This is a genomic window from Thioalkalivibrio sp. ALMg9 (genome assembly GCF_000380625.1).
GTDB lineage: Bacteria > Pseudomonadota > Gammaproteobacteria > Ectothiorhodospirales > Ectothiorhodospiraceae > Thioalkalivibrio > Thioalkalivibrio versutus.
The window spans coordinates 187,662-213,562 of the sequence record NZ_AQYC01000008.1 but is presented as its reverse complement, the minus strand read 5'-3'; the positions used below and the strand labels follow the sequence as shown (position 1 = coordinate 213,562).

Below are 25,901 nucleotides of genomic sequence, written 5' to 3'. Positions count from 1 at the left end.
ACCCCCCTGGTGGCTTTGTCAGACGAGGTCGCGGGGGATCTTCACGTCCCAGTTGCGGGCATAGACGCGACGCTCGCCCTCGTACGCATCTAGCTGGGCGTGGATCTCGAAATCGGTGGGGCTCGAGGTAAGCACCGTTCGGGTTACCGTGCGCACCGCCCAGTCGCCGCGTCGGAAGCCGCGTTCCCATAGGGTCTCCCCACGCACCGAGTTGAAGTCGTCACCCTGGTAGCTGTACCACTCCAGCGCCTTCCGCTGCATCTCCAGGTTCAGGTCGTCCAGCCGTACCGTCCCCGCATCGTTGGTCACCGCGAGAGTCGACTCGTCCTCCGCCAGGTCGCGAATGACCCGCCAGTTGTGCAGCTGCGGCGTTAGCTGATGGGTTTCCGTCGAGGGAGGCCCGCCCTCGGGGAGCGGGAAGGCGATTCGGGCATCCATGTCTTCGCGCGGCGCGCGACGGGGCAGAAGCAGACGGCTCGCGCCCGTCATGAGCCGCAGCCGCACCGGCCGCGGCGCCGGCCATGCCAGCGGGAAATACGAAGTCGACAGCGATAGCCGGATGCGATGGCCTACCGGGAAGCGCTGGGCCACGTCGTTGAACTTGACCCGGACGCGGTAGGTTTTCCCGGGCTCCAGGGGTTGCGGGGTCTCGGCGTCTTCGCGGTGGGTCAGGTTGAGCAGCCCGTAGGTGACGCGGGTCGCCTTGTCGTCAGCGGCAACATCGGACAACCGCGCCGCAACCATTGCGACGGGCTGGTCGACACTCAACTCCAGCTCCAGCATCGCGGCGCCGAGGACCTCCAGGGGCTCTTCCAGCGGGGCGCTGGTGAACACCAGGGCACCGCCATCCTCTTCGCGCTGGTCATGGGGCAGGTCCGGGGTCGCGGCATACGAGCACCACTTGCCAGCAAACAGGCCCACGCTCAGCGGCGACTGCAGGGTCATTTCGCGTTCCGGCGCGACAGCCGATGCCCTCTCCAGCCTCCCCGGCCAGGCCAGGGTCAACGGTTCGAACTCCACGTTCGCCGAGGGCCAGTGTGGTTCGCCTACCCAGCGCCCAGGGCGCTCCTCGTAGCGGGTGGTCGGCGGGACGCTGTCCTGCATCCAGACCCTCAGCATGGGTTCGTCCATGATCCCGTTCTGCTCACCCTTCAGCCAGCGGTCCCACCAGCGCAGACATTCCTGCAGGAAACCGATGGCCGGGCCCGGTACACCCTGATGCGGATACTTGTGGCTCCAGGGGCCGACCAGACCCAGTCGCGGCCCCTGGAGGTTGGCCAGCAGGCGAAAGACCGCATTGGAGTAGCCGTCGGCCCAGCCACTGACCGCCATCACCGGGGCTCGCACCGCGGACCAGTCTTCGCAGATCGAGCCATGCTTCCAGTAGTCGTCGCGGCGCTGGTGGCGCAACCACTTCTCGAGCCACAGCCCGCTGCCCTCCAGGCGCTGGAACCACATCTCGCGCCAGCGTTCGCCCACGATCTCCGGATCCGGCGGCAGGGAGTTGTAGGCAAACATGGTCGAGGCCCAGGACAGGTTGTCCCCCAGCAGGCAGCCGCCCATGTGATGGACGTCGTCGGCATAGCGGTCATCGGTGGAGCACACGCTGACCACCGCCTTTAGTTCCGGGGGCCGCAGCGCGGCGATCTGCAGGCCGTTGAAGCCGCCCCAGGAGATGCCGATCATGCCCACATTGCCGTTGCACCAGGGCTGTTCACCCATCCAGCGCAGAACCTCCACGCCGTCGTCCAGTTCCTGCTGCAGGTATTCGTCCTCCAGCACCCCCTCGGAGTCACCGGACCCGCGCAGGTCCACCCGCAAACAGGCGTAGCCGTGACCGGCAAAGTAGTGATGCATCGCGTCGTCGCGCAGCCGGGTGGAATCGCGCCGTCGGTACGGGATGTATTCCAGGATCGCGGGGACGGTTTGCTGTTCGGCGCCTTCGGGGCGCCACAACCGGGCGGCCAGGTGCGTGCCGTCAGCAAGCGGGATCGGGATGTATTCCTCGACCGTCACGGCGTAGGGAAAGTCGCGGACGATTTTCATGGCTGTGCCTCGTCGACGGGTTCGAACTCCATGGGCAGGTGCTCCATCACACGCGTATAGGTTCGCTCCAGCTCGGTGTTGTCCGCGGCCCCTACAAACAGGGTAGCGACCTCGTAGGAGTAGCTGTCCTGATAACAAAGCTGCGACAGCAGCATGCCCTCCTCGACTTCGATCTGTACGACCACACCGGGGAACTCGGCCTCGACGGCCGCGATGTCCGCCGGCGTGGGCATCCGCACGACCCGTGCATCCTGGTACCGGCGAACCATGAATTTGGCCGCACATCGGAAGGCCCCCTGGCGATGGGGCATCGTCGGCGCGCGCCCCAAGCCCAGATCAATCATCACCTGATGGTGATAGCAGCCATCCACCATCCGGAACAGCGGGGCATGAGACTTGGAGATGCGGGTGTTGATCTCCAGCAGCCAGATCCGGTCCGTGGCCTCGTCCCAGTAGAACTCCACGTTGAACGGGGCGCAGTCATAGCCCACCTGCCGGATCACGCGGTCCGCTATCTCCTCCATGCGTGCCTGTACCGTCTGCGGCAGGATGGACGGGTACTGGTAGCGGGAGAACGAGGAGCCGGCTGCACCCTCGCGCAGGGAGTCGATGGCACCGTAGATCCGGACCTCGCCCTGCCAGGCATACCCTTCCAGCGTGCACTGGCGACCCTCCGATATCAGCGCCTCGGCAATGCAGTGATTGCCGTCGATCGCGGCCACCTCCGGGGGCAGCGTCGCGTGTCCGAGGACATGGTTGAAGGGCTCGCCGAAGCGATCGATCTCCCTGCGGATCCGCTCCATGGCGCGCCGGAAGTCGTCCGCATCGCCGACGCGAAAGCCGAGGTAGGAGAGCACCGATTTCACCGGTTTGATCCAGAACGGAAAATCCAGGGTGACCTCGCGCAGGGGATCGTCGGCAAACGGGTTGACCGCGCAGAAGGCCGGGATGTGTTCGGGTGCAACGCGGGCCTGTTCAAGCCGGCTCCAGTACTTGTGCTCGCACTTCAGCACGCTTTCCAGGGTCGGCCCCGGCAGGTCCCTGACCTGGCGCAGGAGGGGCAGGATCGTGCTGACCGGAAAGTCCCAGAAACCGACCACGGCATCCACCGTGCCGGGAAACTGGCTCAACCGTTCGCGACCCTCGACCAGGATCCGACGCACCGGAAACCGGGCGCAGGGCTTGACCTCCTCGCGTGTGAACAGTGCGTGGAAGGCATAACCCTCCGCCCCGGGCAGGGTCTGGAGCTGGCCCAGATGGAAGTCGTCCAGACCGACCACGAAGATATTGTGCCTCGCCGGCGCATTCATAACTGGCATCGTTTTCCCCGGACAACGGGTCGCCAGGGCCGCACACCGCCCTCCATGGAGTGTGGCAGGTATCCGGGTTATTACCAGCCCGGGATGTCGCTGGATCGCGCCACGCTCTTGCCGCACTATGGACGGGTGTGGGGCCTTGCCGTACCGAGCGGCTCGCCCGAGGCCCAGGAGCCGTCTGTGGAAGTGATCGCACCGCAAGCCGTGGACACGCTGATCCGCCTGCTGGCCGGGGAGGGCTACGAGGTCGTGGGGCCGACACGGCGCGATGGCGCGATCGTCTACGACCGAGTGGGCGGTCTCGAGGACCTGCCGGTGGGCTGGACCGACGAGCAGGCCCCCGGACACTACCGCCTGCGCGAACGCGACGACGACGCGCTGTTCGGCTATGTGGTCGGGCCGCATTCCTGGAAGAAGTACCTGTTCCCGCCCGAGGAGACCCTGTTCCGGCTGACCCGCCAGCCGGACGGCAGCTTCGTGACCGAGCCCGGCACCTCCGACGCGCCGCGCCGTGCCTTCATCGGCATGCGCGCCTGCGAGCTGGCGGCGATCGACGTGCAGGACCGGGTATTCCTCGGCCAGGCGGTGCAGGACCGCGGCTATGCCGCGCGCCGGCGGGACCTGTTCATGGTCGCGGTCAGCTGCGCCGAGCCGGGCGGCACCTGCTTCTGCGCTTCCATGGATACCGGCCCGCGCGCCCGCGAGGGCTTCGACCTGGCGCTGACCGAGGTGATCGACGCCACGCAGCACTTTCTGGTCGCCGAGGCCGGGTCCGAGGCCGGGCGCGCGATGCTCGACCGGCTCGATCCGCGCCCGGCCAGCGATGCCGAGCAGGCCGCCGCCGAGCGGGTGTGGGCCGAGGCACCGGGAAAGATGGGCCGGCAGATGCCGGCGGATGCCCGCGAGGTGCTCAACCGGGCCTTCGAGCACCCGCGCTGGGAGGAAACCGCCGAGCGCTGCCTGTCCTGCTCCAACTGCACCCTGGTCTGCCCTACCTGCTTCTGCTCGCAGGTCGAGGAGGTCCCGGATCTGGAAGGCCAACGCACCGAGCGCGTGCGGCGCTGGGATTCCTGCTTCAACCAGGAACACTCGCACCTGGTCGGCGGCCCACACCGCGAGTCCGTGGCCGCGCGCTATCGCCAATGGATCACCCACAAGCTGGCCACCTGGCACGACCAGTTCGGCACCTCCGGCTGTGTCGGCTGCGGGCGCTGCATCACCTGGTGCCCGGTGGGGATCGACATCACCGAGGAAGTCACCGCGGTGCGCCGCGATCCGGAGGGCCGGGGATGAACGAGCTGCTGGCCATCATCGAGGAACAGCCCTTCTTCGAGGATATGGCGCCGGAGCACCGGCGCCTGCTGGCGGCCTGCGCGGCGAAGTGCAGCTATACGCCCGAGACCCGGCTGATGCGCGACCACGAGCCGACCGAGACCTTCTGGCTGATCCGCGAGGGCCAGGTCGCGCTGGAGAGCCCGCTGCGGGAAGGCAGCGTGGCGTTCCAGACTCTCGGGCCCGGGGACATCCTCGGCTGGTCCTGGCTGCTTCCGCCGTACCGTGCCAGTTACGACGCGCGCGCGGTGACGGACATCCATACCCTGCGCTTCGATGCCGGCGTGCTGCGCGAACGTATGGAGGCCGACCCGGCGTTCGGCTACGTACTGATGAAGCACTTCGCCGCGCTGATCGTCCAGCGCCTGCAGGCGGCGCGGTTGCAGGCGCTGGATATCTACAGCCACGGAGGGCCCGGCCATGGCAACTGACGCGGCTGCAACCCTGCCGGATCAGGCGATGGCGCCAGAGCCCTGGCGCATCCACTCGGTGCGCCGCGACGTGGCCAGCAACGAGGTCCTCAGCTGGACGCTGTACCCCGAGCCGGGGGTGGAGCCCGGCGCCGCGCCGGCACCCGGGCAGTTCAACATGCTTTACCTGTTCGGCGTGGGCGAGGTGCCGATCTCGGTCTCCGCGATCACCGACGACGGCGGCATCGTGCACACCATCCGTGCGGTGGGCAGCGTGACCCGCGCGATGCAGGATCTGGAGGCCGGCACGGTGGTCGGCCTGCGCGGGCCGTTCGGCACGGCCTGGCCGCTGGAACAGGCGCGCGGGCGCGACCTGGTGCTGGTCGCCGGCGGCATCGGCCTGGCGCCGCTGCGGCCGGTGATCCACGCGGCGCTCCAGAGGCGTTCGGAATTCGGGCGCGTGGTGGTCTGCTACGGCGCGCGTTCGCCCGGCGACATGATCTTCCGCGACGAGCTGGACGCCTGGGCGGCGCGCGATGATGTGGATCTGCGCATCACCGTGGATCGCGGCACCGCCGCCTGGCGCGGCGATGTCGGCGTGGTCACCCAGCTGGTCGATCGCGGCGGTTTCGACCGGCGCAACACCCTGGCGATGACCTGCGGCCCGGAGGTGATGATGCGCTTCACCGCGTCCGCGCTGGAGCGCCGCGGCCTGAAGCCGGAGGACATCTTTGTCTCCATGGAGCGCAACATGCGCTGCGCGGTGGGCTTTTGCGGCCACTGCCAGATCGGGTCGCACTTCGTCTGCCGCGACGGCCCCGTGTTCCCCTACCCGGTGATGGAACCGGCCTTCCGGATACGCGAGCTATGAGTCGGGAAAAGCCTACCCTCGCGGTGTTCAAGTTTGCCTCCTGCGACGGCTGCCAGCTCAGCCTGCTGGACTGCGAGGACGAGCTCCTGGCGGTCACCGACCGCATCCGGATCGCGCACTTCCCCGAGGCCACGCGCACCCGCATCGACGGGCCGTGGGACCTGACACTGGTGGAGGGCTCGATCACCACGCCACAGGCGGCGGAGGAGATCCGCGAGATCCGCCGCGCATCGAAGTTCCTCGTGACCATCGGCGCCTGCGCGACCACCGGCGGCATCCAGGCCCTGCGCAACTTCGCGGATGTCGAGGCATTCACCCGCCAGGTCTACGCCCACCCGGAATACATCGAGACCCTGGCCACCTCGGATGCCATCAGCCAGCACGTGCCGGTGGACTTCGAGCTGCGCGGCTGCCCGATCGACAAGTACCAGTTGCTGGAGGTCATCAGCGCCTTCCTCTACGGTCGGCGCCCGCAGGTCTCCAGCGCCAGCGTCTGCGAGGAGTGCAAGCGGGCGGGACAGGTCTGCGTGATGGTCGCCCACGGCACGCCCTGTCTCGGCCCGGTCACCCACGCCGGCTGCGGCGCGTTGTGCCCTGGTTGCAACCGCGGCTGCTATGGCTGCTTCGGGCCCAAGGAGACGCCCAACGCGCCGGGCCTGTCCGGCCAGCTGGAGACCCTGGGGATGGATCGCGCCACGCGCGTGCGCTTCTACCGCACCTTCAACGCCGGCGCCGACGCCTTCCGCGAGGAGAGCGAACGTCAGGAGAGCGGCGCGGCACCGCCCGAAGAATCAGGAAACCGGCCATGAGCGAGACCCGCACCATCGAAGTCGACTACCTCGCCCGCGTGGAGGGCGAGGGCGCGATGTACGTGCGCACTGAGGGCGACCGCGTGGAGGAGGTGAAGCTGTCGATCTTCGAGGCGCCGCGCTTCTTCGAGGGCTTCCTGCGCGGGCGCGACTTCCGCGAGGCCCCGGACATCACCGCGCGCATCTGCGGCATCTGCCCGATCGCCTACCAGATGGGGGCCTCGCTGGCGATGGAGGACATCTGTGGCATCACCGTGGACGGCGTGCTGCAGGACCTGCGGCGGCTGGCCTACTGCGGCGAGTGGATCGAGAGCCACGCCCTGCATGTATTCATGCTCCACCTTCCGGACTTCCTCGGCTATCCGGATGCGGTCACCGCCGCGAAGGACCACCCGGATATGGTGCGCAACGGCCTGCGCATCAAGAAGATCGGCAACTCCATCCTGCGCCTGCTGGGCGGGCGCGAGATCCACCCGGTGAACCTGCGCGTCGGCGGCTTCTACCGCGCGCCGTCGCCGGCCGAGGTCGCGGGGCTGGGCGAGGACCTGTCCTGGGGCCTGGAGGCCTCCTGCGAGGTCGCCGAATTCCTCGCCACCCTCGACTACCCGAACCTCGAACGCGACTACGAGTTCGTGTCGCTCGTCCACCCGGACGAATACCCGATCACCCACGGGCGCCTCGGCTCCAGCAGCGGCCTGGACGCGGCCATCCGCAACTACGACGACATCTTCACCGAGGAACACGTCGCCCACTCCAACGCCCTGCACAGCCACCGCTCGGACTCCGGCGAACCGGTGTTCATGGGCCCGCTGGCGCGCTTCGCCCTGAACCGCGAACGCCTCACCCCGCGCGCCGCCGAGCTGGCCGAGCGCGCCGGGCTGGGCGCGCCCTGTCGCAACCCCTTCCGCAGTATCCAGGTGCGCATGATCGAGATCGTCCTCGCCTTCGAGGAGGCCCTGCGCCTAGTCGAAGGTTACCGGCAGACACCGGCCGAACCCGCGCTGCCGGTCACCCCGCGCGCCGGCACCGGCTTTGGCGCCACCGAGGCCCCGCGCGGCATCTGCTACCACCGCTACAGCATCGACGACGCGGGTCTGATCAGCGATGCGAAGATCGTCCCGCCCACCTCCGTCAACCAGCCCACCATCGAGGCCGACCTGCGCGAACTGGTACAGAACAACCTCGACCTGCCGGACGACGAACTACGCCACCACTGCGAAGTCGCCATCCGCAACTACGACCCCTGCATCTCCTGCGCCACCCACTTCCTCGACCTGACCGTCGACCGAAAATGAACGGCGCCCGAAAGAAAGATGCGAGTTTCGGAAGGAACGCATGCGGAAGCCCACCAAACTGAATCAGGAAGAGCAGGAACTGCTCGATGCCTTTGAAGCAGGCGAGTTCGAATCGGACATGGACAACGAACGCAGGGCATCCATTGTCGAGGCCGCGGAAAATGGATCCCGCAAGACCCCTGAACAAACCCAAGAGGCCTCGGCCGACGATGGAAGATCGGCAGGCAAGGGCCCACTCGTCATCGGCATAGGGAACCCCTGGCGCGGCGACGACGGCATCGGCCACGCCGTGGTCGACGCACTCGCCGGCACGCCGGGCCTCACAACCGCCACCTGCACCGGCGAGCCCGCCGAACTCATGGAGCTGTGGCAGGGCCACAACCCCGTCATCCTGGTCGACGCCATCGTCACCGGCGCCGCCCCCGGCACCCTCCATCGTCTTGACGCCCGCGAGCCCCTGCCGCGCGGCGCCCGCTACTCCTCGCACGGCATCGGCCTCGCCGAGGCCGTCGAACTCGCCCGCGCGCTCGACGCCTTTCCGCCCACCCTTATCGTCCACGGAATCGAGCCCGCACACCTGGAAGACGGTACCGGACTCTCGCCGCAAGCCATCGACGCCATCCCAAAAGCCGCCCGCCGAATCCTCGACGACCTCACACTAGCGATGCCCCCGGACCGCTGTGCCCGGTAACGGCTTCCACACATTCGCAGATTCGGGGCCGTAGCTCGCCTTTCCCGTTCAGCGAGGGGAGACGACGAAGGTAAAAGCTGACCCCGTTCGCGCTTCGCATGCCCCTTTTTGCGATTGCCGATGGTCAGGTCTATATATTCCGAATAACCCATTTATTTATCGGCGTCACCGATCTCGGTGACGCGATGCCACACTCGGCTGTTCGAACCTGCTCCATCGATGGATGGTCGTGATGACTAAAAAAAGCAACTCGATGGTCATTGTTGTTGGGGCATCCGCTGGGGGGATGGCTGCATTAAAGACTCTGGTCGCGCAACTTCCGAAGGGTTTTGCGGCACCCATTTTCATAGTCAACCACATGAGCGCGGACAACTCCGGAGAAGCGCTGGTCAAAGCCCTGAGTGAAAGCAGCCCCCTTGCCTGTGTCCAGGCGCATGACGAACACGCTTTCAAACCTGGGGGGATTTATCTGGCACCCCCCGACCAACACATGTTGATTGAGAAGGGAAAGATCCTCATTACCAAAGGTGCCAGGGAAAACCGTTCACGGCCCGCTATTGATCCCTTGTTTCGCTCCGCAGCAGTGGCCTATGGCAACCGGGTGATAGGCATCATCCTGACGGGGTATCTGGATGATGGCACCAGCGGAATGATGGCCATCAAAAGATGCGGTGGAGTCTGCATCGCACAAGATCCCGAGGATGCGTCTTATCCGGATATGCCGCAATCGGTAATCGCGAATGTTGGGGCCGATCACTGTTTGCCGGTATCCGGGATGGGGGCACTGCTATCCGATCTTTTAAGGAGGGAGCTACCGGAAAGCAAGGAGGTTCCGGAAGACATCATGATCGAGGCAACGATCGCAAAGCGGGTACTGAGCGATTTGCCTTCGGTCGAGGCGCTCGGCGAGCAGGTGCCCTACAACTGTCCCGACTGTGGTGGGGTGTTATGGCAAATAGAGGAAGGAAGCATCCTGCGCTATCGCTGTCATACAGGCCATGCGTTTACCTCTTCGGTGCTGCTTGCACAACAAAATGAAAAGATTGAGGAAACGCTCTGGGTTGCGCTCAGAATGTTCGAGGAGCGCCAGAATCTGCTCGTAACTATGAGCAAGAATGAAAACAAAACGGCCGCTTCATCGGTCTCCCAGCGGGCAAAGGACTCTCAAGTCCACATTGACCGCATTCGTGCCATGTTGAAGGCGACCGACCATGATTCTCACGGCAAAGAGGCGAGATGAACGTTTCCGTCAATCTCGCCGCACGCACCTCGGGCCGGGTGTTGCCCCTCGCCTCGCCATAGTGGCAAATGGCAAACCGCTGATCCATTTGCACGTCCGCGTTGAGCGTCTCAGATGTGGCCCATCGCCTCCATGGCACGTGCGACCTTCACGAAGCCGGCGATGTTGGCGCCGACCGTGTAATTGCCAGGCGAGCCGTATTCCTCAGCCGTTTCGTGGCAGGTGCGATGGATGATGGCCATGATCTCCTGCAGGCGCGCCTCGGTGTATTCGAAGGTCCAGGAGTCCCGGCTCGCATTCTGCTGCATCTCCAACGCGCTGGTAGCCACGCCGCCGGCGTTGGCGGCCTTGCCGGGACCGAAGGCGGTGCCGGCATCGCGGAAGGTCCGGATGCCTTCCGGGGTCACGGGCATGTTGGCGCCCTCGGCGACCGCGATGCAGCCGTTCTCGACCAGCGCCTTGGCGTCCTTGCCGGTCAATTCGTTCTGCGTGGCACACGGCAGGGCGACGTCGCAGGGGATTTCCCAGATGCAGCCGTTTTCGCTGTATTTCGCCCCCTTCTTGCGCTCAGCGTAGGCGCTGATCGGGCCGCGCTCACGTTCCTTGATCTGGCGCACCAGGTCCAGGTCGAGACCGCCTTCATCGAGAATGACGCCGCGCGAGTCGGAGCAGGCGATCACCCGGGCGCCCAGTTGCTGGGCCTTCTGGGTGGCATAGATGGCGACGTTGCCGGCCCCGGAGACCACCACGCGCTTGCCCTCCAGCGAATCGTTGCGGGCCTTGAGCATCTCCTGGGTAAAGAAGACCGCGCCGTAGCCGGTGGCCTCGGTGCGTGCACGACTGCCGCCCCAGTCCAGCCCCTTGCCCGTGAACACGCCGGATTCGAAGCGGTTGGTCAGGCGCTTGTACTGGCCGAACAGGTAGCCGACCTCGCGCTGGCCCACGCCGATGTCGCCCGCGGGCACGTCAGTGTACTCGCCGATGTGGCGGTACATCTCGGTCATCAGGCTCTGGCAGAAACGCATGATTTCGGAATCGGAGCGCCCCTTCGGGTCAAAGTCGCTACCGCCCTTGCCGCCCCCGATCGGCAGGCCGGTGAGGGCGTTCTTGAACACCTGCGAGAAGCCGAGGAACTTGATGATGCCCAGGTACACCGAGGGGTGAAAACGCATGCCCCCCTTGTAGGGGCCCAGCGCACTGTTGAACTGGACGCGGAAGGCCCGGTTGATGTGCAGCTCGCCCTTGTCGTCCTGCCAGGGGACGCGAAAGATGATCTGACGCTCGGGCTCGCAGATGCGCTGGATGATCTTGAGCTCGGCGAGCTCCGGGTACTTCACCAGCACCGGTCCCAGCGTCTCCAGCACGCCATGGACAGACTGATGGAATTCCGTCTCCCCGGCGTTGCGGTGCAGGACTTCCTGATAAATGGGTTCGAGCTTCTCGTCGAGGCTTCCGTTCATGGATCGCATCCTGATGGTCTGATTCGGACGCATTTAGGCATGCGGGTGCCGAGAAGACAATCCCGACCGCCCCATGATGGTGCATTCCGTCACCGACTTCGCAGCGCAGGAAGGGGGCAGGGTGCGGCGTCAAATCGAGCTATTGGCCACGATCTATCGAAGGCGACAAAGACCTGGCCTGACGCCGAGAACCTGCGCGGCCGGCCGGTCCATCGGTCGCGGCTTCGGGGTCATGGACAGCCTGCGGGCTTCCGTGCGAACCGGCGTACTTGAGAAGCCGAAGATGAAGATGGCGCAGGACATACCCGCCAGCAGGCCCTCACCGGCGCCAATAAGGATCACGCCGCTCGCGCCAGTGTCATAGATCTGGGTCAGCATCACGATCCCGACCATTATCAGCGCGATCGCCACCAGCTTGAGCGTGTCGGGGCTTTCCAGCTTCAGGGCGAAGGAGACGAGTAGACGAACACCGGAGCGGTGTACCTCAGTGTGGCCACCAGGGCCACGCTAGCGTTCGCGATACTCAGGAAGTAGAACGCGAAGTGGCCCGCCACACCCGGCGCGAAGCGGCGCCTCCGAAGGAATTACCATCATCCGGCAACGCTCTGGGCCCAAGCGTCCGGAACGAGGGCACTTTTACTCGCCGGTCGCGGTCTCATCTGCTATGAATAGGTGAGCATCTTCGCTCGCCCCGGTCGCCAGCAGGTCTCCACCATGTCCGAACGTGCCCCCCCGATTGCCTGGACGCCGGCGGTTTTCTTTGCACTGACCAACCTGGCCGCGGTCACGCTGGTGCCATGGTGGTGGCTCACCCAGGGCTTCAGCGGCGCGGCCTGGCTGTTTTTTGGCCTGTTCCTGGTGCTGAGCGGGCTGGGCATCACGGTGGGTTATCACCGGCTCTGGGCGCACCGCACCTTCAAGGCGCGGGGGCCATTGCGCGTTCTGCTGGCGCTGAGCGGTGCCCTGGCATTGCAGAACAGCATCTACAACTGGGGCGCGCGGCATCGCGTGCATCATCGCTACGTAGATGATGTGGAACGCGACCCGCATTCCATCAAGCGTGGTTTCTGGCATGCCCACATGGGCTGGATGCTGCGCAACTGGCCCACCAGCGAGCCCGACTATTCGCGGGTGAAGGACCTGGCGAAGGACCCGGTGGTGATGTGGCAACACCGGCATTACTGGACCCTGGCATGGGGACTGAACCTGGGCCTGCCTCTGCTGCTGGGACTGGCGTTCGGGGATGTGATCGGCATGCTGCTGCTGGCCGGCATTCTGCGCATGGTGCTCAGCCACCACTTCACGTTCTTCATCAACTCCCTGGCGCATTGGTGGGGCCGTCGTCCCTACAGTGACGACAGCACCGCCGTGGACAACGGACTGGTCGCCCTGCTCACCTGGGGCGAGGGGTACCACAACTTCCACCACGCCTTTCAGGCGGACTACCGCAACGGGGTGCGCTGGTGGCAGTACGACCCCTCGAAGTGGCTGATCAACCTTTTTGCCTGGACCGGACTGGTGTATGACCGCCGCTGGACACCCCGCTTCAAGATCATGCGCGCACGGCTGCACACCGAGTTTCGCCGGCTGCTCAATGCCGACCAGGCCGAGCCGGCGCACGACTCCTGGCGCGCAACCGTGGAGCGGGAGTATCAGCGTTTCCGCGATACCGTGAACCAGTGGCAGGAGGTGCAGGCGCGCAAGATGCGGGCCGGGCGCGAGGCCATGAACGATCGCTGGGTGCGCACGGAACTGCGCACCCAGTTCAAGGAACTGGAGTATCGCCTCAAGATGCAGCGCCGCCGCCTGCGCGCCCTGTCGGCCTCTCGTCGCGCGACCACGGCGTGAACGCGGGCCCCGGATTGCGGGGCCGGAGCGCCTTCAGGCGCGATCACCCCCCAGCTTGGCTGCGACCCGGTCGGCCACCTTGCCACGGACCACGACCTCGTCGGCGCCCGCCTGGCGCGCCGCCTTGAGCATCGCCCCTTCCACGTGCGGGCCAAAGGCGAGGATCTTCGCGTCTGGGTAGCGCTCGCGCCAGGTCGACACCGCTTCCACGCCACGGCTGCCGAGGTCGACTACCACCAGGTCGGGCTGCTCCGGCGCCTGACTGCGGGTAACCGATGCGCCGGCCGAACGCCAACGCGACTCCAGCCGCACGCGGGTCATCAGGTCCGGGGTGTCCAGATGGATCTGCATGAGCGCTCCTGATTGGGCCGGGCGATTGAAGGGGTGGCGCGCGGCGCGGCGACCTGACCGGATCGTGGGCAACCGTGCCCGGGCGGGTCGATTCCGCGCCTGCACGTAGTACAAACTCTAGACTACCGGGTACCGCCGGCATCATCGCGTTCGCGAAGGCCGGCTGGAAAGCCCCTCCTTGGCCCGGCTACAACCAGAGAACGGATAACAATGGCCCTGAGCGAACTCGAGCGCAAACGGATCGAAAAGGTGATGGAGGCGTTCATGGAAAGGCGCCGACCGCCCGCCCATGTTCGAGACCGTCTGGACTTTGTCTGGCGTCTGGAAGGTCAGAGCGTGTCGCTGTACGAGGTGCGCCCGCTGATGGATGACGCTTCGAGGATCGTGGAAAACCCGGTATTCAAGGCCACGTTCGTGCGCAAGTCGGGCCGGTGGAAACTCTACTGGCAACGGGCAGACCTGAAATGGCATGGCTACGACCCACACCCGGAACTCGCCTCGCTGGAGGACGTGCTACAGGTGGTGGAGAAAGACGAATACGCCTGTTTTTTCGGATAGGGAACACGGATGCACGAGTTTTCGCTGATGGCCGACCTGATGCGCAAGATCGAGCAGGTGGCGGCCGACAACAACGCCCGGCGCGTGACCCGCGTGCGGGTATGGCTGGGCGCGTTGTCGCATATCACGCCGGAGCATTTCCGCGAGCACTTCGAGGACGGCACCCGCGGCACCGTCGCCGAGGGGGCCGAGCTGGAGGTGGAAACCTCGGACGACGAGACCCACCCCGAGGCCCAGCAGATCCTGCTGCGGAGCCTGGACGTGGCGTGAGCGCCGCCGCGACACGCGCCCCGTCGCCTGCGCGCTGGCACCTGGTGGTCACCGGCCGGGTTCAGGGCGTTGGCTTCCGGCCGTTTGTCGCGGAGCGGGCCCGGCGGCTCGGCATCACCGGCTCGGTGGGCAACACGCCGTCCGGCGTGGTGATCGAGGCCGAGGGACGAGAGGCCGCGCTCGTCGCGCTGCGGGCTGCCCTGGAGCAGGAGGCCCCGCCGGCCGCGCGGGTCGATGCGATCACCGTGACGGCATCTCGCCCCGTCGGCGATACCACCTTCCGCGTGGTTCAGGGCCCCGGGCAGGGCGGCGCGCCGGCCCTGGCACCGGACCGTGCACCCTGCCCCGACTGCCTCGCCGAGATCCGTGACCCCGCGGCGCGGCGCCACCGCTACCCGTTTACCGCCTGTACGGCCTGCGGGCCGCGCTGGAGTATAGCGACGGCCCTGCCCTGGGACCGTTCGCAGACCACCCTGGACGGATTCCCGCTGTGCGCGGCCTGCCGGGCGGAGTTCGAGGCCCCGGGGGACCGGCGCTTTCACGCGGAGGCCATGGCCTGCCCGGACTGCGGGCCGCAGGTAAAGCTGCGCGGCCCGGACGGAAGCGAACACGCCACCGGCGATGCGGCCCTGCACGCGGCAGTCAACGCCCTGCGCGAGGGGCAGATCCTGGCGCTGAAGGGTCTGGGCGGGTTCCAGCTCCTGGTGGACGCGACCCGCCAGGATGCGGTGGTCCGCCTGCGCACGCGCAAGCAGCGCCCGGAGAAGCCGCTGGCGGTCATGCTGCCGGATGGCGACTGGCTGGACCAAGTGGCACGTGCCACCGGCGCCGAACGTACGCTGCTGGATGCGCCGGAGGCACCGATCGTGCTGGTGGACCGCCGGCCCGGCGCCCCGCTGGCAGAGGGCGTGGCGCCGGGGTTCAACCGTCTGGGACTGATGCGGCCGGCGACGCCACTGCATCACCTGCTGCTGGAGGCCTTCGCCGGCCCGCTGGTCTGCACCTCGGGCAACCGCGGCGGCGAGCCCCTTTGTATCGACACCGCGGAGGCGGTGACCCGACTGGGCATGATCGCGGACGGGATCCTGGACCACGATCGGCCGATCGCGCGGGCACTGGACGATTCGGTGTTCCAGATCGCCGCGGGCCGGCCGCAATGCCTGCGCCTCGGCCGCGGGTATGCGCCGCTGCGAGTGCCCCTGCCAGACGCCGGGCCCGTCACCCTCGCACTGGGGGGCCACCTGAAGGCCGCCCCGGCCCTGGCCCTGGAGGACGAGGTGGTCGTCGGCGCCCACGTCGGCGACCTGGACAGCGATGCGGCCCTGCACCGGCTGGCTGGCGAGGCCCGCGCACTGGGCGAGCTCTGTGGCGTGGACATCGCGCGCGTCGCCTGCGACCGGCATCCCGACTACGCCTCCACGCCGCTGGCCGGGGCCTGGGGGCCTCCGGTCGTCGCCGTACAGCACCATCACGCCCATGCGGCGGCCTGCCTGGCGGAGCACGGGGTACGCGAACCGGCCGTGGCGCTGGTCTGGGACGGCATGGGCCTCGGCGAGGACGGCATGCTGTGGGGCGGCGAATGCCTGGCAGTGGACGCCGACGGGGGCTTTCAACGGCGGGGTCATCTGCGGCCCTTCCGCCTGCCCGGGGCCGAGGCCGCGATACGCGAACCCCGGCGCGCCCTGCTGGGCCTGCTGCATGCCCACTTCGACGGCGATCCGGCCGCGCTGGAGGCGAGCCCCGCGCGGGCCTTGTTTACCGCTGCGGAATGGCACCCGCTGCTCGCGGCACTGGAGCGAGGGATCCACGCCCCCTGGACGTCCAGCGTCGGGCGGCTGTTCGACGCGGTCGCGGCGCTGGGCGGGCTACGCACCGGTGCCGGCTTCGAGGGGCAGGCGGCCATGCTCGTGCAGCAGGCGGCGGAGGCCACGGGATACGGACTCGGCACCGCCGGCATTGCGCTGGATACAGCAACGGCACCCTGGCAGGCCGACTGGGGCCCGCTGGTCGCGACCCTGCTAGCCGACCATGCCGACGGCGCCGGGGCCAGCCGTATGGCCGTCCGCCTGCACGGGGCGCTGGCCGGGTTCGCCGTGGAGGCCGCCCGGGCCGGGCGCGAGGAAACCGTGGCGCTGACCGGCGGATGCTTCCAGAATCGGTGGTTGCTGCAACAATGCGTGGACGCGCTGCAGGCCGCCGGCTTCCGTCCGCTGTGGCCGCAACGCATCCCGCCCAATGACGGCGGGCTGGCGCTGGGCCAGGCGCTGATCGGGCGCCGGGCCGCGGTGCCCCCGAACGGAGACTGAGCCCATGTGCCTTGCCATCCCCGGTCGTATCGACAGCGTGGACGGTGTCGACCCGCTGTTCCGCCAGGCGCGCGTAGCCTTCGGTGGCGTCACGCGCGTGGTCTCGCTGGCCTGCACCCCGGAGGCCGGGCCCGGCGACTACGTGCTGGTCCACGCCGGCATCGCGATCGCCACCCTCGACGAGGCCGCTGCCGAACGCACCCTGGCGGCCCTGCGCGAAATCCCCGCGCACGACCCGCCCGCCCCGGAGGGCCCGTGAAGCACCTGGACGAATACCGCGACCCGGCGCTGATCCTGCGTCAGGTGGAAGCGATCCGCGCCACCTGCACCCGGCGCTGGACGCTGATGGAGGTCTGCGGCGGCCAGACCCACGCGATCCTGCGCCATGGCCTGGATGAACTGCTGGCGGACGCCGTCGAGCTGATCCACGGGCCCGGCTGCCCGGTCTGCGTGACCCCGGCCGAGACCCTGGACCAGGCGGTACTGCTGACCCGACGCCCGGAGGTGATGCTTTGCACCTTCGGCGACATGCTGCGCGTGCCCGGGGCGCTGGGGGACCTGAACGCGGCGCGCGCGGCCGGGGGCGAGGTGCGCGTGATCTACTCGCCGCTGGATGCGGTGGCGCTGGCGCGCGAACACCCGGAGCGCGAGGTCGTGCTGCTGGCGGTGGGCTTCGAGACCACCGCCCCGGCCGCCGCAATCGCCGTGCTGCAGGCCGAAGCCCTGGGCCTGGCCAACCTGTCGCTGCTGGTCTCGCACTCGCTGGTACCGCCGGCGATGGAGGCCCTGCTGGCCGACCCGGACAACCGCATCCAGGGCTTCCTGGCCGCCGGCCATGTCTGCACGGTGGAGGGGGCGGCCGCCTATCACGCGATCGCCGAACGCTTCCGGGTCCCGATCGTGGTGACCGGCTTCGAGCCGGTGGACCTGCTGGCCGGGATCCACGCCTGCGTGGAGCAACTGGAACGCGGCGCGGCCCGGGTGGAGAACCGCTACGACCGGGCCGCGCCGGACGACGGCAACGCAGCCGCGCGCGCTGCGGTCTCTCGCGTCTTCGAGCCGGTCGAGCGCGAATGGCGTGGCATGGGACGCCTGCCCGCCAGCGGCCTCGGGCTGCGCCCGGAATACGCCCGGTTCGACGCCGTGGCCCGTTTCGGGCTCGTCCCACCCGAGGCGATCGGGGATGGCCCCTGCATCGCCGGCCAGGTGCTGCGCGGGCTGCGCCGCCCCACCGACTGCCCGGCCTTCGGCCGCGATTGCACGCCGGATACCCCGCTGGGCGCGCCCATGGTCTCCTCCGAGGGGGCCTGCGCGGCCTACCTGCACTATCGGGGCGAGGCATGACCACCGACGTCGTACGCCTCGCGCATGGCGGCGGGGGGCGGATGCAGGCGAAGCTGCTGGACGAGGTGATCCTGCCGGCGCTGGGCATCCCGGCCCTCGCCGCCCCCGATGCTGCCGTGCTCGACGCCCCGGGCGGGCGCCTGGCAATGACGACGGACAGCTTCGTGGTGCGGCCGCTGTTCTTCCCGGGTGGCGACATCGGCCGGCTCGCGGTGCACGGTACGATCAACGACTTGGCGATGGCCGGGGCGCGCCCCCTGTGGCTGACCCTCGGCCTGATCCTGGAGGAGGGGCTGCCGCTGGACGACCTGCGGCGCGTCCTCGCCTCGGTGCAGGCGGCCGCAGAGGAATGCGGCGTGCGGGTGGTCGCCGGCGACACCAAGGTGGTGGAGGCCGGGCGCGGCGACGGGGTCTACATCAGCACCAGCGGGGTGGGCGTCGTGCCCGAAGGCGTGCAGATCACGCCGGGCGCGATCCGGCCCGGTGATGTACTGCTCGCCAGTGGCGATCTTGGCCGCCATGGTGTCGCAATCCTCGCCGCCCGCGAAAACCTGGGCCTGGACCCGCCGATCCCCAGTGACAGCGCATCGGTCGCCGGGGCCGTGGCCGCACTACTGGCCGCCGGCGTGCCAGTCCGCGCGCTGCGCGACCCGACCCGCGGCGGTGCGATCGCCGCCCTGCAGGAGCTGGCCGATGCCTCCGCCTGCCGGCTGGTGCTGGAGGACGCCGCAATCCCCGTGCGCAACGACGTGCGCGGGGCCTGCGAGATCCTTGGTCTGGACCCGCTGCACTCCGCCTGCGAGGGCCGCTTCCTGGCCGCCGTTCCGGAACACGCGGCCGCTCAGGCCCTGAGGATTCTCCGGACCCGCGCGGAGACAGCCGGGGCCGTTGCCATCGGACGGGCGGAGGCGGGCGAACCGGCCGTCATCCGGCGCCTGGCGACCGGCGTGGAGCGCCGCGTCATCCTGCCGGCCGGCGAGCAACTGCCACGTATTTGCTGAAGCGGCCTGCGTGTCGCGCTATGGTGGGTCAGAACGACAGGAGGACCCCGAGATGAACTTGCGCACCCTCATGGGAACCGCTCTAGCATTGGCCACCACGCCCGTCCTGGCCCACCCCGGCCACGGACACGGGGACGCCTTCTCGCTGCTCCACTTCCTGAGTTCACCCGAGCATCTCTGGCCCCTCGGGCTGCTGATGCTGGCCATTGTCGGGGGCCTGTTCGGTGCCCGCTGGTGCCGCCACCGGGCGCGACGCTGACGTCAGCCGGCGACGGGCGAACCTTCCACCGCCCACCAGTAGCGCTGTTCGTAGTCACGGTCGCGATCGCGCACCGGTACCGGGACGAAACCCATCGCCGCGAAGAAGCTGGCCGCCGAGGCCTGGGCCTTGACCAGCACCCCGGCCACCCCGGCCTCGTGCGCGGCGCTCCGGCAGGCCTCGACCAGTTGCCGGCCCACACCCTGCCCGCGGGCGGCTCGCCCCACGTAGAGGCCATGCAGCAACAGCCCATCGGCGGCACCCTCCGGCAGCTCGCGGGTCTCCGCCGTCTCCCAGGCGGCGGCGCCGACCACCTCGCCCGCACGCTCCAGCACCGTCACCTCGAGGAACATCAGATCGGCCTCGGTATAGCGGTAGGCCGGCAGGGCGAGCCGGCGCACGCGCTCGGGCAAGGGCCAGTCCTCGACCGCCTCGGCCACCAGCCCATTGATAGCGTCGAGATCGCCGGGGCGGGCCGGGCGGAGGGATTCGGTAGATTTCGTCATGGGCATGTTCGCAGTATCGGGCACAGGCTGACTCGTCGTCGGCATGGTTCCTGCTCGGACCTGTTCGACGGGCCGAAGTGCCGGGACAAACGGCCCGCGCGGGCCGTCACGACAACGCCATCCCCGATCAGGGATAATCGTGGCGCACCGAAAGGAGACGACACCGCACCATGACGGAACTGAAAAAGGCGATCGAGCACCAGCGCGACTACCTCGAGGACAAACTGCATGAACCCCTGGCGGAGATCGCCAGCCGCTTGAGCGCGGCGTGGCCACGCCGCGAGGCGCTGGACTCGATCCTGGAGGAGGCGATCCGCCAGATCCCGGAGGCGACCTTCGTGTATGCGCTGAATACCGAGGGGGTCCAGCTTTCGGACAACATCTCGCGCACTGGCGTACTGCCGGAACACTTCGGGCGCGATCGCTCGCAGCGCCCGTACATGAAGGAGGCCGTGCCCGCGGACGGCTTCCTGCTGTCGGATGCCTACATCAGCCTGCTCGGACGCCGGCCATCCCTGACCTCATTGCAGCTGGTGCGCGACGACCAAGGCAATGCGCTGGGCTTTCTCGGCGCGGATTTCGACCTGCGCAACCTGCCCGACTTCTCCGAGGACCTGTACGAGGAACCCAGCGAGTGGCGCCAGATCAAGGGCGATCCGTCGATTCGCGGGACACTGTTCCTGCAGAGCCGCACCGAGAGCCTGATGGACCAGAACATGGACACCGCCCTGGCCATTCTGGAAGAACTGTTCACCGAGCGCGGCGTGTTCCAGGGCGTATTTCACTTCTCCAGTTCGCGCGCCACGCTGTGGACCACCGAGGACCCGTACCGCTACCGCATCCTGACCCACGAATCCCTGGGCGACCCGGACGTCTGCCTGGCGTTTCCGCACGAGCCATACCCCGCGGAGGCGCTGATCCCGAGGGAGGACGTCGGCCGCGTGCTGGAGGCGTTGCGCGCGCTGCGCTATGCCGACGAGACCGTGTACCTGCGTTCCGCCTCGATCAACCTGTTCAACGGCATGATCAGCCTGACCTTCTCGTGCGACGGCTCGCATTACATGACCTGGGACGACTTCCTCGGCCGCTCTATCCAGTTCTGGATCGGCGCCACCGGCTAGGGAGACACGGATCGATGCGCTTCTCCCCCCGGGGCTGTCGCGCGCCGATCAACTCGGTCATCATGGTCGCGGGATCAGCGGGGCCACACGCACATGGAAACCGGATACGCCAGGGAGATGGGTGGCCGCGCCGAGCAACAGGACGCGGTGACCGTGCTACAAAACGCGGACGGGCAGAGCGCCCTGCTGCTGGTCGCGGACGGAATGGGCGGCCACGAGGGCGGGGCACGCGCCTCGCACGCCGCGATCGCGACCGCCGAACGCCTGTGGACCCGCTACGCGGGGCAGGCTGCCGATGCCCGTGACCTGCTCCACGCTCTCTTCCACGAGACCCATGCAGCCTTGCTGGAGGCCGGGGGTACCGATCCGTCACAACGCCCCGGCACCACGCTGGTGGCACTGTATGTGACCCCGACCTCCGCCTGCTGGGCCCATTGCGGCGACAGCCGGCTGTACCACTTCGAGGGCGACACCCTTCAGCGACGCACGCGCGATCACACCCGGGTCCAGCAGCTGGTCGACGAGGGGGTAATAAGCGAGGCGCAAATGGCAACGCACCCGGAGCAGAACCGGCTATTGCGAGGCCTCGGCGTGGTCGACCCGATCGAAGTGGACTACGCCGAGGCCCCCGTCACCCGTCACACGCGCTTCTTGTTGTGCTCGGACGGCTTCTGGGAACAGATCGGACCGATCGAGATCGCGGAACTGCTGGACAGCCCGGACCTCGACTCGGCCACCGCGAGCGCCGCCGTCGAAGCGGCGCGACGCGGCGGAGCCAAGGGTGACAACGTGGCCCTGGCAGCATGGCGGAGCGGGCCGCCGCGCGGGCGTTTCTGGCGCCGGCACCTGAAGGCGCGCATTGGGCCCACGCTGGGCCTGCTGGCGCTACTGGCTGCGGCCCTTGCGATCCTGCTGTGGCCGCTGGACTGATGCCGACCGTATACTCGCGGACTCGCCGAGCCGCACCAGTCCTTGCCATGATGCCAGCCCACACCACGCTGCTTCGCCTCGTCCTGCTTGTCGTACTGACAGCGTTCCTGTCCGGCTGTGCGCAGCTACAGGGCTTGTTCGACCCCGAGGCGGAGTCCGCCGAGGACGTGGTCGCCGCGACCGACGAGGCCCCGTCCGACCCGATCGCCCGTGAGGGGCAGGACGAGCGCCTCAAGATCGCCGAGATCGTGCAGCTCTTGCAGGGCGGCGAGATGGACCGGGCACGCTCGGCACTGGACCGGATCCTCGCAGATGATCCGGGCAACCGCGCCGCCCGCGGCCTGCGTGAACAGCTCTCCGGGGATCCGCAGGCGACCCTGGGCGAGGCCTATTTCGTTCACACGGTCGAGCCGGGCGACAGCCTGGGCGGGCTGGCGCGTGAGCACCTCGGCGATGCCACCCGCTTTGTGATCCTCGCACGCTACAACGACATCGAACGCCCGGACCGACTGCTCGTCGGGCAACGGCTGCGCATCCCGCGGGATGTAGCGGGGCCGCAGCGTGGCGAGACCGATCTGGACGAACAGCTGATGGCTCTGGACCCCGACGCCGCGCCCGGCGTCAGCGAGGACGGTTTGCGCCGCGCAATCGAGGCCGACCTGGCAGCCGGGCGTTATGGCGCGGCGCTGGAGGTCGTGGAGCTGGCCCGCGAGCACCCCGAGGCGCAGAACGAATGGGCCAGCTGGCTGGACCCCCTTTCGCGCGACGCGGCGATCGGCTACTGGCACCAGCGGGGCGTGGAGGCGCGCTCTGCAGGCGCGACCGGAAACGCGCTGGAGGCCTTCGGCCGGGTGCTCGAACAGGACCCGCAACACGCGACCGCGCGCCAGCACCTTGACGAGCTGGAGCAACAGCGCAAGGAGGCCCTGCACGCGGAGGCCATCGTGCGCTACCGCAACCAGGACCTGGAGACCGCCATCGCATTGTGGGACGAGGCCCTGGCGATCGACCCCGGGTTCGAGGCGGCGCGCGGCTATCGCCTGCGAGCCCTGGAACTGCAGCGCCGCCTGGATGCCCTGGACCGCGAGAACGACCGGAGTTAATCCGTAGCGGTACGTCTTGAGGTGGCTTCGATCGGCAACTCGTCGGATGCGAGCTCCTGGGTGCGGTCGCCGTCAGCAACCGGCCCGGCAGCGCTGCACTCGGGCGTCCCGGCGACCCGGCGCTTCATGCGCGCCTCCAGCGAGTCGGCCATCGCGTTGTAGGCACTGAAGACCCGCTCGAAGTCGTCGTGTCGACGGGCACGGATCCGGGTATCGAGCCGCCCCTGACCGATCTGGTCCAGCGCCCCGCGCAGGCGGTCCAGCGGCGCCTGAAGACGCCGGGCGAGCACGTAGGCCCCCAGGAGCACCGCGAGGAGGGTGACCAGCGTGAGCATCAGCAAGGCCATGAAGGTGGCCTCGTTCGCCGCGCGCAGCGACCCCGTGGACAGCCCGACCTGGAGTTGCCCAAGGTGATGATCCTGGTAGCGAACCGGGGCCTCGAACATGAACAGCTCTGCGCCATCCCGCCCGGTGACGGACCACACGGCCTGGCCGTCGCGACGCTGAAGCAGGCGGTCCTCGGAAGGCGGCTCGTAGGGCTGGCCCAGGACCTCCGGGTCGCTGCTGGCCACCACCTCGCCGCGGTGGTCCACGACGCTCAGCAGGGCGATCTCCCGGTTCGCCTGCATGTCGCGCAGGCGGCCCTGGACCGCGATGGTGTCCTCCAGCAACAGGTCCTCGGCACTCTCCACCGAGATGATCTGCGCCAGCGTGGCCCCATAGTCAAACGCCAGGTCGGTCATCACCTCATTCTGCTTCTGGTGTACCAGCGTACCGCCGACAACCAGGGTGACCGCCACCAGTGCCCCCATGACCGCGGCCCAGCGCAGACGCAGCGGGATGATCCGACGCCCGGCACCTGCCCGTTCGCGCTCGGCGCGTTGCTCGTCGATACGCTCGAGGTCCACCAGTAGCTCGCCGGCCGACTGGTAGCGCTCGTCCGGCTCCTTCGCCAGCAGGCGCAACACCAGCTCGATCAGTTCCTGCGGACAGTCGCGCACGATGACCCGCGGTGCGGGGACCGAATCCTTGACCACCCGGGTCAGCAGGGTCTCGACATCATGCCCGCGAAACGGGGTGGCCCCCGTCAGGAGCTCGTACAGCACCACGCCCACGGAATAGAGATCGGCACGAGCGTCGGTATCGCGGCCACGGACCTGCTCCGGCGCCATATAGTGCGGCGATCCTGCGATATAGCCGTCGTCGTCCTCGGCAAGCCAGTCGTCGTCGGCGCGCCAGTCGGGGTCCCTGAGGGTGCGGGCGATGCCGAAGTCCATCACCTTGATGTTCGCCGTGGCGCTGGTGACGATGATGTTCTCGGGCTTGATGTCACGGTGCACGACGCCATGCCGGTGGGCATAGTCCAGGGCCTCCACCAGCTGGATGGCGATCTTCAGGACATTGCGCAGCAGCAGCGGCCGGAACTGTTCCGCGAACTCCGCGAGGGTGATGCCGTCCAGCAGCTCCATCGCGATGAACGGCTGCTGATCCGACTCGCCGACATCGAAGATGGTGACGATGCCCGGGTGGGTCAGGGTGCCGGCGGCACGCGCCTCGGCCAGGAAGCGCCGGCGGTACTCGGGCCGGCGGGCGTAGTCCGGTTGCAGGCACTTGATCGCCAGCGGACGCCGGATATCCGGGTCGTAGCCGCGATGGATGACGGCCATCGCACCGCGCCCGATCTCCTCGCCGACCCCGTAGCGTCCGATCCGCTGCATGCGCCGGCGACCCTGAGCCTCAAACCGTCTCGAGCAGGATGCGCGCGACGGCCGCCAGTACCAGGACCGCAACCGCGATGCCCAGCCAGCGCCAGCGTGACCGAGGCCCACGGCCAGGCCGGGCATCGGAACCGTCGTCGCGGCGGCGGAACACGAACTCGGCCCGCCCGAAACGGACGTGGTCGCCGTCCTTCAGCGCAGCCTCGTGCACCTTTTCGTCGTTTACCCAGGTGCCGTTGGTGGACAAGAGATTGACCACCCGGCATTCGCCGCCGTCGTTGACCAGCCAGGCATGCTGCGAGGAGACGCTGCCCTCCTGCAGTACGATGTCATTGGTAGCCTCACGCCCCACCGAGCGCTTGCCCGGTTTCAAGGTCAGGCGCTGCTGGCCGAAGGGCTCGGAGATCCCCACCAGCACCGGGTGGCCGCCGGGGGGCGCCCCCCCGCTGGCGGTGTCCGCGGCGCTTTCCTGCTCGGGCAAGGCCTGTCCCTGAAACAGCATTGTCCCCTGCGGCCCGCTGCGGCCGGCATCCCTGCGTCGTCCCTGGTCGCTCATACATCCCCCTGCTTCACGAGCCTTGCGTGGCCCTGTTTTTCGGGTTGTCACCTGCTCGAGTATGCACGGGCGGCGCGCACCAAAACAACGAATGCGTCACACCATGAAAGGGCCTGCTATGCTCCGGCCATCCGCCCATCACGACAAGGAGTCTGAACATGGAACAGGACACCACCAACGGGGCCGACCTCCGTGGACTGATCGAGCCGCTCGTTCGCGGAAAATTCTGGATGCAGTTGATCGGGGTGATGCTAATCATCTCGGGCGTGCTGACCGCCCTGTCGATCATCGGCATCATCATCGCCTGGATCCCGATCTGGGCCGGCGTGGTCCTGATGCAGGCCGCCGGCGCCTCCCAGCGCGCCTACGAAAGTGCCGATCCGGAAGCGATCAAGTACGCCCTCGGCCGCCTGCGCATCTACTTCACCATCTTTGGCGTGCTGCTGCTGATCTACCTGATCCTGATGGTCCTGGGCATGATCTTCGGCATCGGCGCCGGCCTGATGGGCGGCTTCGGCCACATGCAGTAGTCCCGGCGGGCGCCACTTTCGATTAACGTT

Annotated in this window: 26 protein-coding genes and 1 pseudogene; 19 read left to right on the top strand and 8 right to left on the bottom strand. The window is 68.0% G+C overall.

What is annotated here, in order from left to right; translation table 11 throughout:
• Window positions 1-18: 18 nt before the first annotated feature.
• Both F792_RS0106270 and F792_RS0106265 read right to left on the bottom strand, forming a co-directional pair.
• On the bottom strand, window positions 19-2,046 hold the full coding sequence (locus tag F792_RS0106270) for a CocE/NonD family hydrolase (RefSeq protein WP_018168844.1): 2,028 nt from the start codon (window positions 2,044-2,046) through the stop codon (window positions 19-21).
• Entirely contained in the window at window positions 2,043-3,356 is a 1,314-nt protein-coding gene (locus tag F792_RS0106265) for an ATP-grasp domain-containing protein (RefSeq protein ID WP_018168843.1), read from the bottom strand. The genes F792_RS0106270 and F792_RS0106265 overlap by 4 nt, the downstream gene beginning before the upstream one ends.
• Before the next feature lie 186 nt (window positions 3,357-3,542).
• On the opposite strand from F792_RS0106265, the gene F792_RS0106260 reads away from it, so the two are divergent.
• The 7 genes from F792_RS0106260 to F792_RS0106230 all read left to right on the top strand — a co-directional run bounded on the left by F792_RS0106260 (window position 3,543) and on the right by F792_RS0106230 (window position 10,010).
• Complete coding sequence (locus F792_RS0106260; protein ID WP_026305916.1) at window positions 3,543-4,655, top strand: 4Fe-4S dicluster domain-containing protein; 1,113 nt, start codon at window positions 3,543-3,545, stop codon at window positions 4,653-4,655.
• A complete protein-coding gene (locus F792_RS0106255) occupies window positions 4,652-5,125 on the top strand; it encodes a cyclic nucleotide-binding domain-containing protein (RefSeq protein ID WP_018168841.1) in 474 nt (157 codons plus the stop codon). The genes F792_RS0106260 and F792_RS0106255 overlap by 4 nt, the downstream gene beginning before the upstream one ends.
• Complete coding sequence (locus F792_RS0106250) at window positions 5,115-5,975, top strand: FAD/NAD(P)-binding protein (RefSeq protein WP_018168840.1); 861 nt, start codon at window positions 5,115-5,117, stop codon at window positions 5,973-5,975. The genes F792_RS0106255 and F792_RS0106250 overlap by 11 nt, the downstream gene beginning before the upstream one ends.
• Window positions 5,972-6,784 (top strand): oxidoreductase, encoded by an 813-nt coding sequence (locus F792_RS0106245; RefSeq protein WP_018168839.1) that lies wholly within the window; start codon window positions 5,972-5,974, stop codon window positions 6,782-6,784. The genes F792_RS0106250 and F792_RS0106245 overlap by 4 nt, the downstream gene beginning before the upstream one ends.
• Window positions 6,781-8,079, top strand: a complete 1,299-nt coding sequence (locus tag F792_RS0106240; RefSeq protein ID WP_018168838.1) for a Ni/Fe hydrogenase subunit alpha — start codon at window positions 6,781-6,783, stop codon at window positions 8,077-8,079. Before F792_RS0106245 ends, F792_RS0106240 begins: the two co-directional genes overlap by 4 nt.
• A gap of 40 nt (window positions 8,080-8,119) precedes the next feature.
• Window positions 8,120-8,770, top strand: a complete 651-nt coding sequence (locus tag F792_RS0106235) for a hydrogenase maturation protease (RefSeq protein ID WP_018168837.1) — start codon at window positions 8,120-8,122, stop codon at window positions 8,768-8,770.
• Window positions 8,771-9,002: 232 nt separating this feature from the next.
• The gene (locus F792_RS0106230; protein WP_018168836.1) at window positions 9,003-10,010 is read left to right on the top strand and encodes a chemotaxis protein CheB; all 1,008 of its coding nucleotides are present in this window, start codon (window positions 9,003-9,005) and stop codon (window positions 10,008-10,010) included.
• A gap of 110 nt (window positions 10,011-10,120) precedes the next feature.
• Here F792_RS0106230 and gdhA read toward each other — a convergent pair whose 3' ends face one another.
• Both gdhA and F792_RS14890 read right to left on the bottom strand, forming a co-directional pair.
• Window positions 10,121-11,470: an NADP-specific glutamate dehydrogenase gene (gene gdhA, locus F792_RS0106225; RefSeq protein ID WP_018168835.1), complete on the bottom strand. Its 1,350-nt coding sequence runs from the start codon at window positions 11,468-11,470 to the stop codon at window positions 10,121-10,123.
• A gap of 235 nt (window positions 11,471-11,705) precedes the next feature.
• A pseudogene (locus F792_RS14890) lies at window positions 11,706-12,027 on the bottom strand (EamA family transporter); the annotation flags it as partial.
• Window positions 12,028-12,184: 157 nt separating this feature from the next.
• On the opposite strand from F792_RS14890, the gene F792_RS0106215 reads away from it, so the two are divergent.
• Complete coding sequence (locus F792_RS0106215; protein WP_018168834.1) at window positions 12,185-13,318, top strand: acyl-CoA desaturase; 1,134 nt, start codon at window positions 12,185-12,187, stop codon at window positions 13,316-13,318.
• 33 nt (window positions 13,319-13,351) lie between these two features.
• On the opposite strand, the gene F792_RS0106210 is transcribed toward F792_RS0106215, so the two are convergent.
• Window positions 13,352-13,669 carry a response regulator transcription factor gene (locus F792_RS0106210; protein ID WP_018168833.1) on the bottom strand — a complete coding sequence of 106 codons (318 nt, stop codon included), beginning with the start codon at window positions 13,667-13,669 and terminating at the stop codon, window positions 13,352-13,354.
• 210 nt (window positions 13,670-13,879) lie between these two features.
• On the opposite strand from F792_RS0106210, the gene F792_RS0106205 reads away from it, so the two are divergent.
• Genes F792_RS0106205 through F792_RS0106175 form a run of 7 tightly spaced genes read left to right on the top strand, consistent with a single transcriptional unit; the run spans window position 13,880 to window position 19,407 of the window.
• A complete protein-coding gene (locus tag F792_RS0106205) occupies window positions 13,880-14,227 on the top strand; it encodes a DUF3024 domain-containing protein (RefSeq protein WP_018168832.1) in 348 nt (115 codons plus the stop codon).
• 9 nt (window positions 14,228-14,236) lie between these two features.
• The gene (locus F792_RS0106200) at window positions 14,237-14,497 is read left to right on the top strand and encodes a hydrogenase maturation nickel metallochaperone HypA (protein WP_018168831.1); all 261 of its coding nucleotides are present in this window, start codon (window positions 14,237-14,239) and stop codon (window positions 14,495-14,497) included.
• Window positions 14,494-16,803: a carbamoyltransferase HypF gene (gene hypF / locus F792_RS0106195; protein ID WP_018168830.1), complete on the top strand. Its 2,310-nt coding sequence runs from the start codon at window positions 14,494-14,496 to the stop codon at window positions 16,801-16,803. Before F792_RS0106200 ends, hypF begins: the two co-directional genes overlap by 4 nt.
• Window positions 16,804-16,807: 4 nt before the next feature.
• Entirely contained in the window at window positions 16,808-17,062 is a 255-nt protein-coding gene (locus F792_RS0106190; protein ID WP_018168829.1) for a HypC/HybG/HupF family hydrogenase formation chaperone, read from the top strand.
• Window positions 17,059-18,147, top strand: coding sequence for a hydrogenase formation protein HypD (gene hypD / locus F792_RS0106185; protein ID WP_018168828.1), 1,089 nt, complete (start codon window positions 17,059-17,061; stop codon window positions 18,145-18,147). Before F792_RS0106190 ends, hypD begins: the two co-directional genes overlap by 4 nt.
• Window positions 18,144-19,148, top strand: coding sequence for a hydrogenase expression/formation protein HypE (gene hypE, locus F792_RS0106180; protein ID WP_018168827.1), 1,005 nt, complete (start codon window positions 18,144-18,146; stop codon window positions 19,146-19,148). The genes hypD and hypE overlap by 4 nt, the downstream gene beginning before the upstream one ends.
• A 52-nt stretch (window positions 19,149-19,200) precedes the next feature.
• Complete coding sequence (locus F792_RS0106175; protein ID WP_018168826.1) at window positions 19,201-19,407, top strand: hypothetical protein; 207 nt, start codon at window positions 19,201-19,203, stop codon at window positions 19,405-19,407.
• Between the two features lie 2 nt (window positions 19,408-19,409).
• On the opposite strand, the gene F792_RS0106170 is transcribed toward F792_RS0106175, so the two are convergent.
• Window positions 19,410-19,913, bottom strand: coding sequence for a GNAT family N-acetyltransferase (locus tag F792_RS0106170; RefSeq protein WP_143592439.1), 504 nt, complete (start codon window positions 19,911-19,913; stop codon window positions 19,410-19,412).
• Between the two features lie 170 nt (window positions 19,914-20,083).
• Here F792_RS0106170 and F792_RS0106165 point away from each other — a divergent pair, with 170 nt between their 5' ends.
• The 3 genes from F792_RS0106165 to F792_RS0106155 all read left to right on the top strand — a co-directional run bounded on the left by F792_RS0106165 (window position 20,084) and on the right by F792_RS0106155 (window position 23,067).
• Entirely contained in the window at window positions 20,084-21,034 is a 951-nt protein-coding gene (locus F792_RS0106165; RefSeq protein ID WP_018168824.1) for a PDC sensor domain-containing protein, read from the top strand.
• 93 nt (window positions 21,035-21,127) lie between these two features.
• Window positions 21,128-21,964: a PP2C family serine/threonine-protein phosphatase gene (locus F792_RS0106160; RefSeq protein WP_026305913.1), complete on the top strand. Its 837-nt coding sequence runs from the start codon at window positions 21,128-21,130 to the stop codon at window positions 21,962-21,964.
• Between the two features lie 47 nt (window positions 21,965-22,011).
• Window positions 22,012-23,067 carry a LysM domain-containing protein gene (locus tag F792_RS0106155; protein WP_018168822.1) on the top strand — a complete coding sequence of 352 codons (1,056 nt, stop codon included), beginning with the start codon at window positions 22,012-22,014 and terminating at the stop codon, window positions 23,065-23,067.
• Here F792_RS0106155 and F792_RS0106150 read toward each other — a convergent pair.
• On the bottom strand, window positions 23,064-24,785 hold the full coding sequence (locus F792_RS0106150) for a serine/threonine-protein kinase (protein ID WP_018168821.1): 1,722 nt from the start codon (window positions 24,783-24,785) through the stop codon (window positions 23,064-23,066). The two genes, F792_RS0106155 and F792_RS0106150, sit on opposite strands and share 4 nt — an antisense overlap.
• 19 nt (window positions 24,786-24,804) lie before the next feature.
• Entirely contained in the window at window positions 24,805-25,287 is a 483-nt protein-coding gene (locus F792_RS0106145; protein ID WP_018168820.1) for an FHA domain-containing protein, read from the bottom strand.
• A 212-nt stretch (window positions 25,288-25,499) separates the two neighbouring features.
• Here F792_RS0106145 and F792_RS0106140 point away from each other — a divergent pair, with 212 nt between their 5' ends.
• The gene (locus tag F792_RS0106140; protein ID WP_018144985.1) at window positions 25,500-25,871 is read left to right on the top strand and encodes a DUF5362 family protein; all 372 of its coding nucleotides are present in this window, start codon (window positions 25,500-25,502) and stop codon (window positions 25,869-25,871) included.
• Window positions 25,872-25,901: the final 30 nt, after the last annotated feature.

Bases quoted from the DNA above. Each gene is read 5' to 3' on its own strand.
- F792_RS0106160 (WP_026305913.1), top strand. From the start codon at position 21,128: ATGGAAACCGGATACGCCAGGGAGATGGGTGGCCGCGCCGAGCAACAG.
- F792_RS0106235 (WP_018168837.1), top strand. From the start codon at position 8,120: ATGCGGAAGCCCACCAAACTGAATCAGGAAGAGCAGGAACTGCTCGAT.
- F792_RS0106170 (WP_143592439.1), bottom strand. From the start codon at position 19,913: ATGACGAAATCTACCGAATCCCTCCGCCCGGCCCGCCCCGGCGATCTC.
- F792_RS0106250 (WP_018168840.1), top strand. From the start codon at position 5,115: ATGGCAACTGACGCGGCTGCAACCCTGCCGGATCAGGCGATGGCGCCA.
- F792_RS0106155 (WP_018168822.1), top strand. From the start codon at position 22,012: ATGATGCCAGCCCACACCACGCTGCTTCGCCTCGTCCTGCTTGTCGTA.
- F792_RS0106245 (WP_018168839.1), top strand. From the start codon at position 5,972: ATGAGTCGGGAAAAGCCTACCCTCGCGGTGTTCAAGTTTGCCTCCTGC.
- F792_RS0106140 (WP_018144985.1), top strand. From the start codon at position 25,500: ATGGAACAGGACACCACCAACGGGGCCGACCTCCGTGGACTGATCGAG.
- F792_RS0106230 (WP_018168836.1), top strand. From the start codon at position 9,003: ATGACTAAAAAAAGCAACTCGATGGTCATTGTTGTTGGGGCATCCGCT.
- hypE (WP_018168827.1), top strand. From the start codon at position 18,144: ATGACCACCGACGTCGTACGCCTCGCGCATGGCGGCGGGGGGCGGATG.
- F792_RS0106215 (WP_018168834.1), top strand. From the start codon at position 12,185: ATGTCCGAACGTGCCCCCCCGATTGCCTGGACGCCGGCGGTTTTCTTT.
- F792_RS0106265 (WP_018168843.1), bottom strand. From the start codon at position 3,356: ATGAATGCGCCGGCGAGGCACAATATCTTCGTGGTCGGTCTGGACGAC.
- F792_RS0106255 (WP_018168841.1), top strand. From the start codon at position 4,652: ATGAACGAGCTGCTGGCCATCATCGAGGAACAGCCCTTCTTCGAGGAT.
- F792_RS0106150 (WP_018168821.1), bottom strand. From the start codon at position 24,785: ATGCAGCGGATCGGACGCTACGGGGTCGGCGAGGAGATCGGGCGCGGT.
- F792_RS0106270 (WP_018168844.1), bottom strand. From the start codon at position 2,046: ATGAAAATCGTCCGCGACTTTCCCTACGCCGTGACGGTCGAGGAATAC.
- F792_RS0106210 (WP_018168833.1), bottom strand. From the start codon at position 13,669: ATGCAGATCCATCTGGACACCCCGGACCTGATGACCCGCGTGCGGCTG.
- F792_RS0106190 (WP_018168829.1), top strand. From the start codon at position 16,808: ATGTGCCTTGCCATCCCCGGTCGTATCGACAGCGTGGACGGTGTCGAC.
- F792_RS0106145 (WP_018168820.1), bottom strand. From the start codon at position 25,287: ATGCTGTTTCAGGGACAGGCCTTGCCCGAGCAGGAAAGCGCCGCGGAC.
- F792_RS0106205 (WP_018168832.1), top strand. From the start codon at position 13,880: ATGGCCCTGAGCGAACTCGAGCGCAAACGGATCGAAAAGGTGATGGAG.
- F792_RS0106175 (WP_018168826.1), top strand. From the start codon at position 19,201: ATGAACTTGCGCACCCTCATGGGAACCGCTCTAGCATTGGCCACCACG.
- F792_RS0106165 (WP_018168824.1), top strand. From the start codon at position 20,084: ATGACGGAACTGAAAAAGGCGATCGAGCACCAGCGCGACTACCTCGAG.
- F792_RS0106240 (WP_018168838.1), top strand. From the start codon at position 6,781: ATGAGCGAGACCCGCACCATCGAAGTCGACTACCTCGCCCGCGTGGAG.
- F792_RS0106200 (WP_018168831.1), top strand. From the start codon at position 14,237: ATGCACGAGTTTTCGCTGATGGCCGACCTGATGCGCAAGATCGAGCAG.
- gdhA (WP_018168835.1), bottom strand. From the start codon at position 11,470: ATGAACGGAAGCCTCGACGAGAAGCTCGAACCCATTTATCAGGAAGTC.